Annotated in this window: 15 protein-coding genes; 5 read left to right on the forward strand and 10 right to left on the reverse strand. The window is 53.0% G+C overall.

Translation table 11 applies throughout. From position 1 onward, the window contains the following. The first annotated feature begins 65 nt into the window (after window positions 1-65). Window positions 66-689 carry a ClpP family protease gene (locus Pan161_RS00650; protein WP_145223690.1) on the forward strand — a complete coding sequence of 208 codons (624 nt, stop codon included), beginning with the start codon at window positions 66-68 and terminating at the stop codon, window positions 687-689. A gap of 153 nt (window positions 690-842) precedes the next feature. Next, the gene (locus Pan161_RS00655; protein WP_145223691.1) at window positions 843-1,556 is read left to right on the forward strand and encodes a hypothetical protein; all 714 of its coding nucleotides are present in this window, start codon (window positions 843-845) and stop codon (window positions 1,554-1,556) included. Window positions 1,557-1,577: 21 nt separating this feature from the next. On the opposite strand, the gene Pan161_RS00660 is transcribed toward Pan161_RS00655, so the two are convergent. Then, window positions 1,578-2,408: a thiazole synthase gene (locus Pan161_RS00660; protein WP_145223692.1), complete on the reverse strand. Its 831-nt coding sequence runs from the start codon at window positions 2,406-2,408 to the stop codon at window positions 1,578-1,580. 5 nt (window positions 2,409-2,413) lie between these two features. Next, window positions 2,414-2,614 (reverse strand): sulfur carrier protein ThiS, encoded by a 201-nt coding sequence (gene thiS, locus Pan161_RS00665; RefSeq protein WP_145223693.1) that lies wholly within the window; start codon window positions 2,612-2,614, stop codon window positions 2,414-2,416. Between the two features lie 406 nt (window positions 2,615-3,020). On the opposite strand from thiS, the gene Pan161_RS00670 reads away from it, so the two are divergent. Together Pan161_RS00670 and Pan161_RS00675 are read left to right on the forward strand one after the other, a co-directional pair. Next, entirely contained in the window at window positions 3,021-3,797 is a 777-nt protein-coding gene (locus Pan161_RS00670) for a glycerophosphodiester phosphodiesterase (protein ID WP_145223694.1), read from the forward strand. A gap of 112 nt (window positions 3,798-3,909) precedes the next feature. Next, window positions 3,910-4,977 carry a PDZ domain-containing protein gene (locus tag Pan161_RS00675; protein ID WP_197995621.1) on the forward strand — a complete coding sequence of 356 codons (1,068 nt, stop codon included), beginning with the start codon at window positions 3,910-3,912 and terminating at the stop codon, window positions 4,975-4,977. 14 nt (window positions 4,978-4,991) lie between these two features. Here Pan161_RS00675 and Pan161_RS00680 read toward each other — a convergent pair whose 3' ends face one another. The 5 genes from Pan161_RS00680 to acs all read right to left on the reverse strand — a co-directional run bounded on the left by Pan161_RS00680 (window position 4,992) and on the right by acs (window position 12,916). Further along, window positions 4,992-6,428 (reverse strand): neutral/alkaline non-lysosomal ceramidase N-terminal domain-containing protein, encoded by a 1,437-nt coding sequence (locus tag Pan161_RS00680; protein ID WP_197995622.1) that lies wholly within the window; start codon window positions 6,426-6,428, stop codon window positions 4,992-4,994. Window positions 6,429-6,549: 121 nt separating this feature from the next. Next, complete coding sequence (locus Pan161_RS00685) at window positions 6,550-8,409, reverse strand: glycoside hydrolase family 88 protein (protein WP_145223697.1); 1,860 nt, start codon at window positions 8,407-8,409, stop codon at window positions 6,550-6,552. A gap of 101 nt (window positions 8,410-8,510) precedes the next feature. Further along, on the reverse strand, window positions 8,511-10,019 hold the full coding sequence (locus tag Pan161_RS00690; protein ID WP_145223698.1) for a PKD domain-containing protein: 1,509 nt from the start codon (window positions 10,017-10,019) through the stop codon (window positions 8,511-8,513). Window positions 10,020-10,050: 31 nt separating this feature from the next. After that, window positions 10,051-10,833: a nickel pincer cofactor biosynthesis protein LarB gene (gene larB, locus Pan161_RS00695; RefSeq protein WP_145223699.1), complete on the reverse strand. Its 783-nt coding sequence runs from the start codon at window positions 10,831-10,833 to the stop codon at window positions 10,051-10,053. Window positions 10,834-10,960: 127 nt separating this feature from the next. Beyond that, complete coding sequence (gene acs / locus Pan161_RS00700; protein ID WP_145223700.1) at window positions 10,961-12,916, reverse strand: acetate--CoA ligase; 1,956 nt, start codon at window positions 12,914-12,916, stop codon at window positions 10,961-10,963. A 51-nt stretch (window positions 12,917-12,967) separates the two neighbouring features. On the opposite strand from acs, the gene Pan161_RS00705 reads away from it, so the two are divergent. Continuing rightward, window positions 12,968-13,282 carry a hypothetical protein gene (locus Pan161_RS00705; RefSeq protein WP_145223701.1) on the forward strand — a complete coding sequence of 105 codons (315 nt, stop codon included), beginning with the start codon at window positions 12,968-12,970 and terminating at the stop codon, window positions 13,280-13,282. Between the two features lie 35 nt (window positions 13,283-13,317). Here Pan161_RS00705 and Pan161_RS00710 read toward each other — a convergent pair whose 3' ends face one another. The 3 genes from Pan161_RS00710 to Pan161_RS00720 form a co-directional block, all read right to left on the reverse strand. Beyond that, window positions 13,318-14,073 carry a phytanoyl-CoA dioxygenase family protein gene (locus Pan161_RS00710; RefSeq protein ID WP_145223702.1) on the reverse strand — a complete coding sequence of 252 codons (756 nt, stop codon included), beginning with the start codon at window positions 14,071-14,073 and terminating at the stop codon, window positions 13,318-13,320. Window positions 14,074-14,374: 301 nt separating this feature from the next. Then, a complete protein-coding gene (locus tag Pan161_RS00715) occupies window positions 14,375-15,352 on the reverse strand; it encodes a cell division protein FtsQ/DivIB (protein ID WP_145223703.1) in 978 nt (325 codons plus the stop codon). Between the two features lie 213 nt (window positions 15,353-15,565). Next, window positions 15,566-16,528, reverse strand: a complete 963-nt coding sequence (locus Pan161_RS00720) for a D-alanine--D-alanine ligase family protein (protein ID WP_145223704.1) — start codon at window positions 16,526-16,528, stop codon at window positions 15,566-15,568. Between the last annotated feature and the right edge of the window lie 3 nt (window positions 16,529-16,531).

Here is a 16,531-nt window from a genome sequence, read left to right on the forward strand (position 1 = left end):
GTTATCCTAAGTAGCTTGAGAAAAATAGATCGCCTGGCTCTTATCTGAAGACATATCTGAAAACAATGAATACGAAACGACGGCCGCGGACTCTGTCCCCTTTAAAATCATATCCCGGGAAATCGTCTGGTTTGCGAAATCAGGGATCACGGGATCGAGAACCGGCGTGGGAGATCGCTTTATCCGGCGATCTGGGTGATAAAGAGTCCGATCTGGTGTCGCGGATTGTTGATTTACCGCGGGGCAGTCGAGGCACCATTTTCTTCGATTCACCCGGCGGTTCCGTCTATGCTGGTCTGACGCTTGCGAGCCTGATACGTTTACGCAAATTAAATGTGGCCGGCGTGGCATTGGGCGAATGCTCGTCTGCAGCAATTCTGCCTTTTGCGGCTTGTAAACATCGATTTGTGACCACTTATACGACGCTGCTGTTTCACCCGATCCGCTGGCAGAGTGAAGATGATGTTCGCTTTGAAGAAGCAGCCGAATGGGCGCGGCACTTCAAAATCATGGAGTCCGATTTCGACAGGTTGCAGGCACAGCTTTTTGGCTGTGAACAGAGTGTGCTGGATCAATGGACGCGGCCCGGCAAGTTCGTCTCTGGTCAGGAACTGGTTGACGCCGGCCTGGCACACCTGATCGATCCCTTCGCGGAGGAAGATCAGTGGCAGATGATTGAGGCAAGATAGAGAGCTTATCAGGGACTGTCGGCCTGGCATTACGGCTCAATGTCGATTTCCCGGAACTGATGCGTCTTCAAATGAGTCTTGAATACAGTCAGGCAGCATGCGCTGGTACCTGACATAGAAATCATGTGTCTTAACACTATCTAAGGGTGTCCCATGAATGAGTTCAAACAGAGCGTCTGTGCTTTACTGATTTTGATTCTGGCAAACTGTTATCTCAACTCCCTATACGCTGCTAACCCCCCGGCGGAACCAGAGACCGTCAAAAAGATTAAGCAGGTGGCTATCCAGGTCCTGGCAACGAATCCCCCCCAGTTGTTTGTTGCGGTGAGCGGAGAAGTTCCCAGTGGCGGGTTTACCGATGTGACACTGACACGCGTGAGCTACAGCAAACCGCCCGAAGATGGCATTCAGGACTATTATCTGAAAGCGCTGCCACCCACGCAGCCCGCTATTGCCGTCATCTCTGAAGTCAAGGCCAGAGACCGCTGGATAGGGATGCCATCCTGGGTCAAGGGGATTCGTGTGCATGGCGTGGAGGAGGGTGTGAAAGAGAAGCTCTTCAAAGACGTACAGCAGAGAGCCCGCCCGCGCGTGCGAAGATTTAAAGGGATATCCAACAGCGGATCATATGATGAAGCCATTAAAGCAGCGCTCGCGAAACTGAATAAAGCATTAGCCGATGACGGTGTTCGCGATGCGACGGCAACGTGGAAAGTGAGCTCGGTTCAAGGCGAAGTCGGAGGCATCACCGGATTAAATCAACTCAGCGTGATCATTATCGCGAACCGTCAGCCTGCCTGGAAGACGCAGCCAGATTCTGCAAAGACTCCGCCGACAGCAGAGCAGAAACAGGAAAAGTCTGAATAGCAGTTGAGCAGCGATTGACTGTCACTTGGGGGCGATCACGCCGGTTTCCGGACTGGAAGCAGTCGCATACAGTTTCTTCGGGATGCGACCGGCGAGATAGGCGTCGCGCCCTGCTTCGATGCCGTGTTTCATCGCCCGCGCCATGCGGACCGGATCCTGAGCACCGGCGATGCCTGTATTGAGCAGCACGCCATCGCAGCCCAGTTCCATGGCGATGGTCACATCGCTGGCAGTCCCGACACCGGCATCGACGATCACCGGATAATCGGGGTCGTCTTCTTTCAGGTATTCCAGACAGATGCGAATGTTGTTCGGGTTCAGAATTCCCTGGCCACTGCCAATCGGACTGCCTGCGGGCATCACCGATGTGGCACCCGCCTCTTTGAGACGCTTCGCGGTAATGGGATCGTCGGTTGAATAACAGAGTACGGAAAAGCCTTCGTCGACCAGTTGCTTTGTGGCTTCCAGTGTGGCGACCGGATCGGGGAGCAGGGTTTTGGTATCGCCGAGCACTTCAATCTTGACCCAGTCCGCACCAGGATTTTCCAGTCCTCTTAGAATTTCGCGGCCCATGCGTGCGACACGGACGGCATCTTCTGCAGAGAAACAGCCGGCAGTGTTGGGGAGAATCGTGTATTTATCCAGATCGATAAAGTCGAGAATATTGCGCCCGTCTGAATCGATCAGGCGTTCGCGGCGGACGGCCACGGTAATCACATCGGCGCCACTGACTTCCAGGCTCTCCTGCATCAATTCGTAGGTTGAGTATTTACCCGTACCTACGATCAGACGGGAATTCAGATGATGTGTTCCCAGAATCAGAGACGATTCTGTACTGCCAATTGTTGCCATAATAATCACCCACCGCCTACCAGCGTTACAATTTCCAGACGATCGCCTTCCTGCAGTGCGCAGGCAGCATGTTCTTCGCGTGGAATTAAAATTAAATTTCGTTCTACGGCCAGATATTTTGGCTGCAGTGCCAGTTCCACCAGCAGATCGGCGACTGTGAATTCAGCCGGGACCTCGCGGGTTTCACCGTTCACCTGAATTTTCACCAACCAGGCTCCTTGGAAATGTGCATTAAGCGACCCTGCAAACATCAGAGTACACCGATTGAACTGCTGTCACAGGTGATCTGTGGGACTCTGTCATTTGCAAAAATCGAGTTTAGAAGTGATACTGCCAGTCGTCAAGCAATGGCCGGAAAGCGACGGGACTATTTCCAGCGGTGTTCTCAGATTGTATTCTGAACAGAAGTTGCTACAGGCTTCCCGTGACGCCGATTGACAAATTTCATCGATTCTTTACAAGTCTTTAATATCATTCGATATAACTGACGGATTGATCGATCGGGAAATCAGTGACTTGTCACAGAAAACAGATAGCATTTATCGAGGATGGAATAGAATGTGGGGCAGACGATTTTCGCAGTTTCTTTTTTTGGGGACAATTCTCCTGATCATGATAGCAACCTCTTCGCTTTCCGCCGTCGAAATCATCGGGCATCGCGGGGCCTCTTATGATGCTCCTGAAAATACGCTCGCTTCCGTCAATCTGGCCTGGGAGCGGAACGCGGATGCCGTCGAGATCGATATTTACCTGTCCAAAGACGGGAAAATTGTCGCCTTTCATGACAAAACCACCAAACGCATCGGCGGTCGGGATCAGGAAGTCAAAAACCAGACTTTTGACGAATTACAGACCCTGGATGTGGGTGCCTGGAAAAATGCGAAATTTAAAGCAGAACGCATCCCCACGTTGACCCAGATTCTGGAAACCATTCCAGATCAGAAACGATTGTTTATTGAAATCAAATGCGGCCCCGAAGTTCTGCCTCAACTGAAACAGGACCTGGCTGCCTCGGGAAAAACGGCTGCCCAGACTGCCATCATTGGCTTCGATTACGAGACAATGCAGCAGGCCAAGCAGCTAATGCCCGAACTGGAAGTCATCTGGGTGTTCAAAGTCAAGCAGAACAAAATTACCCGTAAATGGGAACACAAATCCGGTTACTATATTCAGAAAGCCAAAGAGGCCAACCTGGATGGTCTGGACCTGGGCTATAACGGTTTCGTCAACAAGACATTCGTCGAACAGGCAAAAGCAGCCGGGCTGCCCGTTTATGTCTGGACGGTCAACAAGGTGGGTGATGCAAAAAAACTGGCCGAAATGGGTGTCACGGGCATCACCACAGATCGGCCTGGGCTCTTAAATTCTGCATTAAAACAGGAAAAATAGCGTGCTTTCCTCCGTTCCCTGTGGTGTCTCGTATTGATTTACACCCGGGTTTGTTCGAAAATAGAACCATGTCGCTCTGATTCGACAGGATTTTATGAGAGGTACAAACCCGATGAGAACCCGCTTGATTTTGCTGACCGGTTTTGCGCTGTGCATGGCGTCCCTCTTCTGCATCACAGAGGTTAGTGCCAAGGACGAAGCGCAGCCGCTGCCTCAGCAGGCCATCGACTACATTCTGGACCTCGAAAGTGATGACTTCCAGGCCCGTCAGCAGGCCACAAAAAAACTACCCGAATATGGTGCGCAAATTATCGACCCCCTGCTGAAAGTAACCCAGGGAGACAGCCTGGAGGCGGCAGTCCGTGCGATTCTGGTGATCGAACAGGTTTATATTCAGGGGAAGGAGAAATCCGTAAGTCGGGCAGAAGACGCGCTGGAACAGTTGGCCAATGCCAAAAATCCATCGGTAGCCATCCGTGCGGAAGAGGCCATCGATCGCCACGCTGATATTCGCGAGAAACGTGCGGTGCGTGAAATTACAAAAATGGGCGGCAAAGTCACTTTCTGGACGGCTGAAGACATTGCCAGAACACCAGGTGCGAATACGCGGGAACCAGGTCAGGTCCGTTATATTGTGCTGGGTGAGAAGTGGTGGTCGGAGACTGAAAAAACAACAGGAATCACCGCAACAGGCGGAGATAAAAAAGCAGGTGGCGGGGATGAGCAAACAGGTGGAAAAGAAAAAGGAAGTGAAAAGGAAGGCGGAAGGGAACGCGGCCTGCGGTTTATTAAACGGATCAGAAATCTGGATACGCTCTACATGATCAAAGGAAATACGATCCCGGAAGTGGCCATGGATGATTTAATGAGAGCACTTCCCGCGACCCGCTTCCAGACGCGTGACAGTGATGCCATGCTGGGCATCTCTTCGCAGGCGGGAGGAAACGAAAACGGTGGATGTCTGGTCGGAGACGTCAGTGAAGGGCTGGCTGCCGCGAATGCGGGCATCCACTCTGGTGATCTGATCATCAAATTTGGCGAGGATAAAGTGGAAAACTTTAACAGCCTGGTGGATCTTATCGGTAAAAAAGAAGCGGGTAACAAAGTTGAGGTCCTGCTGATTCGAAACGGGAAACCGAAATCAGTCAAGGTCACACTCAGCAGCTGGCTGGATCGATAACAGTTCGAGCGTTCTCAATCATGTAGCTGGTTGAGCAGTTTCAATGCGGTCTGGCGAATGTGAGTTTCCGCATCGATTTCCAGGTAACTGCTGCGGGCCGGCCAGGTTTCATAGCCTCCCAATGCATGCTGCCGGGGAGTCGGCAAATAGCCGCTGGAGCCATTCGCCAGTTCCATGGAGAAGGTTGCCTGGAATGGGCTCTGATCTTTGATGGCCAGTCCGGTTTCCGTAAAGACTTCGCAAGGCAGCCCCACGATCCCCAGCTCACCAATGCGAATCGCCTGGATTTTAATCTTTTCTGTCGGTGGATACTTACTGAGTTCAACCGCTTCGGTTGCGTAAATCTTCGCCCAGCGATGAGCGGTTTTCTGCTGGGGATGCTCCAGAATCTCCCGGGCCCAGGCCAGCCGTGCAGGATCGGGACGACGAATTCCCAGCTCAAGTTCCTGTTCGAGCATTTCAATATTCAGGTCTGATTTGTAATTCAGCTGATTTATGACTTTCAGCGACTGTTCTGCAAACTGTTTGCCTGACTCTTCGATCCACTCAAACGCGGCGTACTTCTTTTTGTCCTGTTTCATCACCGCACCCACATTGCCACTTGTACCGTTAGAGAGCATGCCCACAAACGGGGGGTCGGATTTTTCCGTCGTCAGTTTTTTCGCGAGTTGTCGAGCGTAAGCGCCAAAATAGTCGGCACTGATCTGTCCTTTCTGATAACCGCCGCAATAGTGAATGCTCATGTTACCCAGGACCGCCAGAGGCGTCCCATCTCGATGCTGAACCGAGAGCAGGGAACACTGCGGGTCAATCGGAGCCGCGGGCTGAATGATCGATTTGCTCTGACCGGCGACCGACTTGATCTGTTCTCCCGCTACTCCGAATGGGTTTAAAGAGACACTCCCTTTCTCTGCCAGAAACCGGCGACAGGCTGCGTACTTGCCGGCATCGAAGGAGCCCCAGGCAATTTGCGCGGGAGCCAGGTTCTGTTCGGCCTGGATGATGGCGGCCGCCATCTGCTTGATCAGTTGTTCGTAATAGGCGTCGTCTTGATCACTCGCACGGCCATACGGCACACGTGGTGCGGCATGCGTGTGTGTGCTGGTCATCAGGATGCGATCCACGGGCAGGCCGGTTTTTTCAAAGACGATCTTCTTGGCCCGATCGAAGTAACTCCGCTCGACCATGCACAGATCATTCACGCAAATGGCAATCCGAGTCTTCCCGTCATCGAGCACCAGCGCCCGCGAAAAGATCCGATCATGCACCCCGGTGACCGGACCATTTTTAGAGATGACCCCATCCAGTGAAGTGCCCACAGCCGGTGTGATGTCGACAGCAGCGGCACCTGCCCGCAGTTTTGTGGTCTCCGCTTGTGTTTCGCTGGAAGTCACGGTTTGAAACAGAAAACAGGCAGGCAGGATCAGTGTCAATAATATGCGAGATGACATGCGGGACCTCTCAAAGAATTCAAACATGAAAAGAGCGTCGCTTCCAGCATAACCGATGTAGAAGCAGTTTTTCCAGAATCGAGTCCGGATTTGTTTCTGTCGGGCGGAATTTCAGAGTGGTTTAATCCAGCTTCTGCTGGGCGGCATTGTCACGTTCATTCTGCCACTGTGCCATTTCGTTGGAGACGAGAAACGCCATCGCACCGCCTCGGGTATCGGTACCCAGAATCGCCGTGCGATCCAGATAACCGCGGAGGTCTTTCTGCTTACCGGTTCCCGTACAGACATCAACGAGGGTGCCATCAAAGGCGACGCGGGTTTTGATGGCATACCAGGCGCGTTCGATGATCGGCGTATAGATCTTGGCGTCCAGCCAGCCTGCCCGCACGCCACGAATCATCGAAAATGTGATCATGCAGGTGGATGTCATTTCACGGTAACTTCCCGGATGATCAATCACCTGATGCCACATGCCGTTCGGATCCTGATGGCGACTGAGCGCTTCCAGATGTTTCCGATGTCCGGCAATGAACTGTTCCCGCAACGGAGAGTTCAAAGGGAGTTCTGACAGGACTAATGCCAGCCCCAAAGCCGGAAAGCCGTTACCGCGTCCCCAGGCCGCTATGCTGAGAGGTGAATTCTGGTAGATGCCGTCCGGCCGCTGGTCCATGTTCTGAATGAACCGCCAGTGCTTGAGCGCCATGTCGTAATACTTCGTTTCTCCCGTCAGTCGACCAACGGCTGCCAGGATGGGGCAGGACATGAATACCGCATCGCTCATCTCCACATGGTGCGGCATCGATTCACGCATGTTTCCCTGCTTATCAAATCCGAGGTCAGCCGCCTGTTTCGCCAACTGAAGGTACTCGGGGTTTCCAGTCGCTTTCGCCAGTTCGGAAAACAGCAGATGCCCGGCGATTAGACTGCCGCCGCCTCCCTTGGTAAGGGGCTCTGGATTTTTCTTGAGGTAGGCCTGCGTAATTTGTTCTATCGCTGCCAGACGACTCGGGTCAGCCGTCAGTTCGCCCAGTTTGATCTGACTGATCAGGGAGAGCACAGGAAGATACGAGAGCCGCCCCAGGTCGTTGCCGTATACTTTTGACAGTTGCGTCGCGACCTGTATTGGAGTTCGCTGCAGACGTCGCATTAATTCCAGCCGGGCAGGGGAAGGCCCTTGAAAGGAGATCTGTTCCATCGCGGTCAACAGCTCAGGTAGAAACGCGCGAGGGTTGCTCGCATCCAGTTCCACAGCCAAAGCCGGCACACGACCGACGCCCGACGGTGATTTGAAGGCGAGAGCCGAAACCAGTTCCCAACCGAAAACCGGTTTGATCTGTGGTTGTAATTCTTTCCCCAATGTTTTCGTTGTTGGCAGACTGTCGACGGGGACGACCCATTGAAACTGTTTTCCTTCGCGGATATCAAGTACCAGATCCGGGGCATGCATACCAATCCACCGCCACAGATATTCGGCTTCCGGTTTGGTCGGGCTGAGATACGCGTCTCCCATTGGCGGATAACCGTGCGTCGGATTTCCACCCGAAGCATTTTTCGGGCCCTGTTGCAGCACCCAGCCATCCGGGTTGGCGATGGGAACGGCGGAGAGTGAATATTTATCCCGCAGTGGTGCGGCCTCTTTCGCAGTGTAAAACCATTCGACCGCTTCAATCACCGCATTCACAGAGGCCTGTGAACCGTCCAGTCCGCCAATGAGCAGGATCCGGGTTTTCCCCGTGTTCAGATTCAGGTCCTCTTTGGAATACACACAGGGGATGGGTGTTTCTTTGCGGGTGACACCGATGGCGGAATGAATCAATGCAGGCTGTTTCTGCAGCGACTGTAACTTTTGTTTGACCGCCGACTTGAAATCAACGGTTGCTTCCGGTTTATCTGCATGGACGGGATCTGCAAACACGGAGACAGGTGGAGCAGACAGCAGAGTAACGAGGGTCAGGCAGAGCGTCAGCAGAGGAAATTTCATGGCAGGCAGAATCCAGGCAGTGTCATCAGGAAGAAAGTGAATGAAAACAGTGGTTCACAAATATTGTAAAACTGCCGCAGACCAAATGCCAGCAGTATCAGTTACGGTTCTACCCGCACATGCAGGTGTGTTACCGCTTTCACCCCATCTTCGCGGCTGCGTTCGACTTTCACCAGGTAATCGCCCGGATTCTGATAGGTGTGTTTTGTGATCGCGTAGCCAGCTTCATTCAGAGGTTTCACGTTGCCATCTGATTTGACGCTGACGGTTGGGCTGCCGTCACCGAAATCCCAGAGTTCTTCCCCTGTCGTATTTCCGAACGAGCGGACTTTGAATGTAATCGGTTCGCCGACTTTGTTATTAAGGGAAGGCCAGTAAGAAGCGTGAATGCGTGGCACATACTCTTCCATGTTTTGAGGATCGAGCACGTGGACTTCCGCGAAATCATAATCGACGTTGCCGGCTTTGTCGGTGACTTTCAGAATTTCGCTATAGACGCCGGGCTTGTCATAGGTCCGTTTGATTTCCGCTCCGGTTGCCGTCGTGCCATCGGTGAAAGTCCACTCATAGCTTTGGATGCTGTCGTTAACGCTATAGGATTGCGTTCCCTTCAGAGTGGTTGAATCGCCCGCCTTGATAAAGTGTTTGCGGCGGCTGTTGGCAACCAGTTTGGGTTGGTATTGATTCTTGTATGCTTCCCACAGAAACCCATAGCCAGCCTGCGTGCCCCATTTGCCTGACGGTTGTCGGCTTTTGATTTCGAAGTGCAGATGCGACCAGCCGCCGCTGGCCCCTTTTTTGCCGAGGATGCCAATTTCGTCGCCCTGTTTAATGATACGTCCAGGTTTGATGCGGTCATTGATTTCATGCAGGTGGCTATAGCGGTAATACCAGCCTCGGGAATCGAGGAGGTAGACGACATCATACCGTGGTGCGACCGGCGTATCTTTTTTGTGAGCATCGAGCACTTCATTGCCCGATGAAACCACAATCGCATCGGTAGCAGCGATGACGCGCGTCAGCTTCTCGGCACCGCCGATATCGAGACCGCTGTGATAGTAGATTTTCGGCAGGATTTTCGTACCACCATCGACGGGTTCGTTGTCGTACCATGTTCTTGTGGCAAACCAGCGCTGGTCGACGGGATAGATAAACGATCCTGGTTTGATCAGCGGCGAATCTTTGGGCCACAAACGCAGGCGGGCATCTTTATCGAGCCCCCAGAATGCAGGGGTTCCGTTGGAATTGTATCCGCCGGTAATTGAACAGTCGATCTGTACTTTTCCAATCGTCTGCGGCAGATTGTACATCCCTGATTCCAGCTTGATCCTTTCGCCATCCACTTCGACTGCGACGATGGCACTGCGCACAGCCTGTCGAATGGGATCGCGAGTTTCCTTCAGATCGAGTAATTTCACCTGGACCTGTTCGCCGTTACTGAGTGTCACGGTGGTCGATTCGTCCACATTCAGATCGACGACGCGGACAATCGGAGCGAATTCCGGATCGGTTTCTGATTCCGCAGCAGGGAGATTCGCGGCCAGTGTGTGAACACAGATGACGGTGAAGAGGATGAGACAGTACTTATGACGCAGGGAAGATGTCGGCATGGCAGGGCTCTCTAGGTTGAGTCGGGGCGCATCAGGGGGTTGTCTGTTTCTGGTCAGCAATCAGGCCGGCGATAAAACCGGCTTTGAAGCCTGCATTGATATTAACCACAGTCACATTCGCAGCACAACTGTTAAGCATACCCAGTAACGCTGCCATGCCTCCCAGGCTGGCACCATAGCCGACGCTGGTGGGAACGGCGATGACCGGGCAGGAGACCCAGCCTCCGACAACAGAAGGGAGTGCGCCTTCCATACCGGCGGCGACAACGATGGCCGAGACATTCTGAATCCGCGGCAGTTGCTCCTGCAGACGATGAGGGCCTGCGACACCCACATCGATAATGAAGTCCGGCTCGTAGCCCATCCAGATCAACGTTTCGATGGCTTCTTCTGCAACAGGACGATCACTGGTGCCCGCGGTTAAGACGGTGATTTTGCCTGAGATCAGTTCTTCATCGAAGGCGGCATCTTTTTCTGGAATGCGAATGGTGCGCGCTGTCTGATTGTAGATCGCCTGGGGAAACTGTTTGAGCACGGTTTCCGCCTGTTCTTCTGAGATGCGCGTTCCCAGGCAACGCTGATTTGCTTCCAGCAGCAGTGTGAAAATTTCCACCAGGGAGGCAGAGGTTTTTCCTTCGCAGAATACGACTTCGGGATAGCCACACCGCGTACTGCGATCCAGGTCGATGCTCGCGGAAGCAAGTGCGCCTGTTTTTTGAGGCGCCTGTTCCTGGAACTGTTCGACAGCCTGTTCCACAGACAGCGCCCCCTGACGGACCTGCTCAAACAGTTGAGAAAGCTGGTCATCGGACATCAAAAATACCTCAATTCGACTGCGGTAAACAAACAGCAGGATGGTCGAAAACCGGCCATCCTGCGAAATTTTATGATGAGTGAAAACAGATTACAGTTTCAAGTCGCTGTCTCAGCAACTCAGAAGATCAGTCGTCACTTTTACTCAAATTGGCGATGACGCTGAAATCTTCCAGTGTCGTGGTATCCCCGATACTTTCCCGGCCGGCAGCGATATCACGCAGCAGACGTCGCATGATTTTACCACTGCGGGTTTTAGGTAGTGCGGCGGCGAAGCGGATCTGATCGGGAGTCGCGACGACACCAATCTGGGTCCGCACGTGCTGTTTCAGTTCATCCTTCAATTCGTCCGGGCTGTCATCCGTTTTCAGTGAGACAAAGCAGCAGATGCCTTCCCCTTTGAGTTCATGCGGGTAACCCACGACGGCGGCTTCCGCTACTTTGGGATGCGAGACAAGAGCGCTTTCGACTTCCATCGTACTCAGTCGGTGACCGGAGACATTGATCACATCATCGATGCGGCCCATGATCCAGTAATAACCGTCTTCATCACGACGGGCACTGTCGCCAGCCAGATAACTTCCGGGAATGGTACTGAAGTAGACTTCTTTGAACCGTTCGTGGTCGCCATACAGGGTTCGCAGCATGTGAGGCCAGGGTTGACGCATTACCAGAAGTCCGCCCTGGTTATCGCCGAGGCTTTCTCCGTCTGCTGAGACAATATCCGGAACGACGCCAGGCAGGGGAGTCGTACAACTGCCGGGTTTGGTTGCGGTCACACCGGGCAGGGGACTCATCATGATCCCGCCGGTTTCGGTCTGCCACCACGTATCGACAATCGGGCAGCGCTCCTGACCGATCACGGTGTGATACCACATCCAGGCTTCCGGGTTGATCGGTTCCCCGACGGTTCCCAATAGACGCAGGCTGGACAGATCGTATTTGTTGGGCCATTCATCGCCCCATTTAATGAAGGCGCGAATTGCGGTGGGCGCGGTGTAGAAAATGTTAACCTGATACTTTTCGACGATCTCCCAGAAGCGGCCTTCATCGGGCCAGTTGGGAGCACCTTCATACATCACAGTTGTCGCACCGTTGGCAAGCGGACCATAGACGATGTAGCTATGCCCGGTGATCCAGCCAATGTCCGCGGTACACCAGTAGGTGTCATCTTCTTTCAGATCGAAGACCCACTCGGAGGTCATTTTGGCTCCCAGCAGATAACCGCCGGTGGAGTGTTGCACGCCCTTGGGTTTGCCGGTACTTCCGGAAGTGTAGAGGATGAACAGCGGGTGTTCGCTGTCGAGCTCGACGGGATCACATTCAGGCGAAGCATCATCCATCAGATCGTGCCACCAGTAATCGCGGTCAGGGACCATATCCACTTCACAACCGGTGCGACGGTAAACGACGACCTTTTCGACACTGGGAGATTTTTCCATACTCTGATCGACGGCTTCTTTCAGTGGAATGTTCTTACCACGTCGCCAGCCACCATCGGCGGTGATCACCAGTTTTGCCTGGGCATCATTGTTGCGGTCAGCGATGGCGTCCGCACTGAAACCACCAAAGATGATGGAGTGGGTGGCGCCAATGCGGGAGCAGGCCAGCATGGCAATCGCAAGTTCGGGAACCATAGGCATGTAGAGTGTGACGCGGTCGCCGGTTTCCACGCCCAGTTTTTTCAGGCAATTGGCGAACTTGCAGACTTCGCGATACAGGTCCTGATAACGCAGGACGCGCGTGTCGCCTGGTTCGCCTTCCCAGATAATCGCGGCTTTGTTCTTACGCCAACTGTCCAGATGCCGGTCGATGCAGTTGACCGAAGCATTGATCTTGCCCCCTTTGAACCATGTGGTTTCGGGCATTTCGCCTTCGAGCACGCTCTCATAAGGTTGAGACCATTCGAGGTCTTGAGCCAGATCGCCCCAGAAACCGGCGGGATCATCTTTTGCCCGGTTCCAGAGTTCCTGGTATTCTTCCATGCTGGAGATATTGGCTTGCTCTACAAACTCGGCTGGCGGCGGAAATGATCGAGTTTCCTGAAGAACACTTTCAATGTTTTCGTTAACCTGGTCACTCATCTGTATCATTCCCCTTTGTTTTATTTGGCGAGCGAAATAAGAACCGAAAATGTGGATCAACAACCTGTTCATTTCAGGTCTGCTGACTCGATTCTCTCCCTGTGTCTTTCTAAAGAATTAATAAACAATGCTAAGATAGCGATTTTAGGGCACTGTTTTTTTGAAGTCAACAAACGGACAACCGCTTCCTCAGATAACGGAAAAGCGTTGTTGGATACCTTATCTAAGCGTCAAAACACGGAAAATCAAGCGGGACGGGGTACGCAAGTCACTTTAAATTACCGGAAAGTAACTCTGACTCCCCATTTCTTCGCGAATCGGTCTGTTTTCACCGATATTTTGGCTGTCTCTGATGTGAACACATGACAGTGTCTGAATCGGGGCATTTTTCGGGAAATGCGTTAGCTGGTCCCGGCTTCCATCAATGCCCGGGCTTTCTGGTAAGCAGCTTTCATTTCCGGAGAATCCTGTGTATGTTCGCCACGAAAGACGAGCAATAGCCCCAGGCGGGGGAAATCGCTGACATTCGGTGCGCTGAAATGAATCGTCTGACTGTGATGGATCAGGACATCGCCCGCCTTTAACAGCGCTGCCTTCGCCTGAGTTTCGTCTACCGGCTCTGCCAGTCCGAAGGAGTTGCCTTTGACGCCGGAGGGCACGTGTTCGTGCACACCATTCGTATGAGAACCAGGCAGATAATGCACCGGACCATTCTGGGGAGTCACATCATCCAAAGCGATCCAGACGGTGAGTACATCCGGCGGGGCCTGGCAGAAATAGGCATTGTCCTGATGCGGGGGCACACCCGATCCTACCTTCGCAGGTTTGTTGAAGGTTTCGACACCCATGCAGGTCGGCGTGCCGTTGACCAGTTCTGCAATCAGAGTCTGCAGCCGTTCTTCCGCAGGGAGTCTGGTAAAGAAGGGATCATGCGCCTGCATCCGCCAGCAGTTGCGAATGGCAGTTCCATCGGCTTCAAATACGACATCACTTTCAGGCACCCCCGGCACGACTTCCCGGTTGTAGCGTTCGATGGCCGACCTGATTTCAGCCAGTTCCTCACCTGCATACCAGGCGGGAAGATGGATAAATCCCTGAGAGTGATATTCCGCGACGATTTCCTGCCGGTTCATTGCCGTTCCCTTCTGATGAGTCATTCAGAATGTCTGCTGTTTCGCGCACTGTTTGAGATGATGCAGCATCATCATCAGGAGACATGACGAGCATGTTGCTGACAGGCTGGAGTGCATCACATTTAACCAATAGCGTCTCTCAGTCTATGATACTCGGTCTAAATGGCCTTGGAGACGCTACAGTAAAACTGGACACAGTCTAGCTCGAACGGGAATGCGTTTCAGTAAAAAAGTAGCAGGATTGTCAGGATCTGCCAAAATTTATAAAAGTGCAGGAAGCCGCACTTCAGATGGAGAGTCACCGTTTAAGTCTTCAACTAACGGTTCAGCGGCGCATCAGCGTGCGCTGGTTGCTCTGTTGTTTGAGCGGGCGACGGGAAATTTCCTGCCAGTGGCGAATGTCAATTTCATACGGACCATGTGGGCGATCGAAGCCGCCGTAATCACGGTAGTACTTTTCCAGCTTGCCGATTTTCTGATCGACGCGTAATTCACCTCGACGCTGACTTTTGGGTGATCGTCCCCAGACAATTTCCGAACCGCCGGTTGTGATCAGACGATAGATCAGATCATCCAGAGTGACGTCCGCAGCCACGCGTGGCGGGGCTTCGATGGAGACAATATCCAGTTCTTTCCAGTGTGGTCCCAGTGCTTCTGCCAGCTGGGCGGCGCCGGTCACGGTCGTGTCGCCCCAGGATGTCCCCGCCGGTCCGGCTGGGATCGAACTGACACCTGTGATGATCGGGAAGCGGCGGGCATCGGAGACGGAAAAGTCTTCGGGCGGTAACAGGACTCCCGCATTGTCGACCGGAAACAGCCCCTGTTTCAATTCGACCATGGCAGCGGGTTTGCGGAATAGTATTTCCACTTCCACCGTGTTCGTTTTGCGGACTGATATGACTTTCTGCACCCAGGGATGTTTCTGAAACGCGTCGGCAATTTTAAGCACCAGTCCCTGATCGAGCAGCGAGACCCGCGCGGGTAATTCGCTGCGTTTGATGACCTGGTCGACAATGTCAATCGGGACATAATGCGGGGGTGCCGGCTGCAGAGAGAGTTCTTTGGTTTCGATCTGATATTCTTCGCGCTGGGACAGATCAGGAATCTGCTGCTTCACTTTCTGAAAGAAGAACAGACCGGTCACAGACACTGCCAGAACCAGCAGTACCTTAGGACGAAACAACAGGCGGATCAATGACGAAGGGCTGAACAGGGAAGGCGTTTCTTCCCCCGTTTCCACTTCTTCTTCGACCACTTTGACCTTCTTTTTGGCCGGTCGTTTTTTGCTGGTTTTTCGACTCATGTGCTCTGGTTTAGCGTTGACCTTTGACAAATCATCGGGCTGCGAATCGCAGTGGATCGGGGTAGACTGTATCCAGTCTGACAGGGCACAGTCTGAAGGCATCTGCGCACAGTCTCTGTATTATGATTATCGCAAATTGAAGTGGACTGTGTTGCGACACTCACTGAAAAAGAGGGGATTCCTCAGGGAATCATGCCGACTGGTGAGACTTTATCAATTTTGCGGGCGGGTAGTGACTTTTTTCAGGCAGTTGGCCAACGCCTGCTCACACAGTTCCCCAAAATCGAGACCCGCCTGAGTGGCTGCTTTGGGAACCAGACTGTGATCTGTAAAACCGGGAATCGTATTCACTTCCAGAACCCAGGGCTGCTGGAAACGGTCTACCAGCAGGTCCACCCGCACAATGCCGGTTGTGCCCAGCGCCGTGCAGGCATTCGCACCCGTTTTGATAATAGACTGAATCACATTCGTTGGCAGATCGAATTCAAACAGGTATTGCGTCGAATCTTCAGTGTACTTGGCTTCATAGTCAAAAAATTCGTGAGGTGTCACAATCTGAATCAGAGGCAGCACCTGATCGTCGACAACCGTCACCGTCCACTCGCTCCCTTTAATCGCTGATTCCAGGATCCCGAACGAATCGTAATGGAAGCATCGTGCCAATGCCTGTGGTAACTCTTCGGGAGTTTTCACAATCGTCACACCCAGACTGGAGCCCTGAGCATCAGGTTTGACAACCAGGGGATAACCCATACTGCGGGCATGCTGCTGGATACGCCCGGCGTCGTCAGATTCGTGTATCAGCACATAAGAGGGCGTATTCACATTGTGTTGAATAAACCGTTCTTTCGAAGCTGATTTGCTGAAAGCCAGTTTCGAAGTGGCAGCGTCGCAGCCGGAGTAGGGGATGCCCAGTCGATCGAGCGTCGATTGAATCGTGCCATCTTCGCCATACGTTCCATGTAAAGCGATGAACACCACGTCGCAGCCGGTCCAGTCGAAACTGTCCAGATCTACCAGCGAAGGGTCCACGATCTTGACCTGATGTCCGCGCGATGAAAGAGCTAGTGCGACCGTCTCACCACTTTTGAGGCTGATCTCGCGCTCAGCCGATTCTCCACCTGAAAGAATCACTATGTTAAAAGTCGAAGAAGAATTCGTGTGTGAATCAGTCATCGG

It is taken from the genome of Gimesia algae (genome assembly GCF_007746795.1).
In the GTDB taxonomy this organism is placed as follows: Bacteria; Planctomycetota; Planctomycetia; order Planctomycetales; family Planctomycetaceae; genus Gimesia; species Gimesia algae.

Bases quoted from the DNA above. Each gene is read 5' to 3' on its own strand.
- Pan161_RS00650 (WP_145223690.1), top strand. From the start codon at position 66: ATGAATACGAAACGACGGCCGCGGACTCTGTCCCCTTTAAAATCATAT.
- Pan161_RS00655 (WP_145223691.1), top strand. From the start codon at position 843: ATGAATGAGTTCAAACAGAGCGTCTGTGCTTTACTGATTTTGATTCTG.
- Pan161_RS00660 (WP_145223692.1), bottom strand. From the start codon at position 2,408: ATGGCAACAATTGGCAGTACAGAATCGTCTCTGATTCTGGGAACACAT.
- Pan161_RS00670 (WP_145223694.1), top strand. From the start codon at position 3,021: ATGATAGCAACCTCTTCGCTTTCCGCCGTCGAAATCATCGGGCATCGC.
- Pan161_RS00675 (WP_197995621.1), top strand. From the start codon at position 3,910: ATGAGAACCCGCTTGATTTTGCTGACCGGTTTTGCGCTGTGCATGGCG.
- Pan161_RS00680 (WP_197995622.1), bottom strand. From the start codon at position 6,428: ATGTCATCTCGCATATTATTGACACTGATCCTGCCTGCCTGTTTTCTG.
- Pan161_RS00685 (WP_145223697.1), bottom strand. From the start codon at position 8,409: ATGAAATTTCCTCTGCTGACGCTCTGCCTGACCCTCGTTACTCTGCTG.
- Pan161_RS00690 (WP_145223698.1), bottom strand. From the start codon at position 10,019: ATGCCGACATCTTCCCTGCGTCATAAGTACTGTCTCATCCTCTTCACC.
- larB (WP_145223699.1), bottom strand. From the start codon at position 10,833: ATGTCCGATGACCAGCTTTCTCAACTGTTTGAGCAGGTCCGTCAGGGG.
- acs (WP_145223700.1), bottom strand. From the start codon at position 12,916: ATGAGTGACCAGGTTAACGAAAACATTGAAAGTGTTCTTCAGGAAACT.
- Pan161_RS00710 (WP_145223702.1), bottom strand. From the start codon at position 14,073: ATGACTCATCAGAAGGGAACGGCAATGAACCGGCAGGAAATCGTCGCG.
- Pan161_RS00715 (WP_145223703.1), bottom strand. From the start codon at position 15,352: ATGAGTCGAAAAACCAGCAAAAAACGACCGGCCAAAAAGAAGGTCAAA.
- Pan161_RS00720 (WP_145223704.1), bottom strand. From the start codon at position 16,528: ATGACTGATTCACACACGAATTCTTCTTCGACTTTTAACATAGTGATT.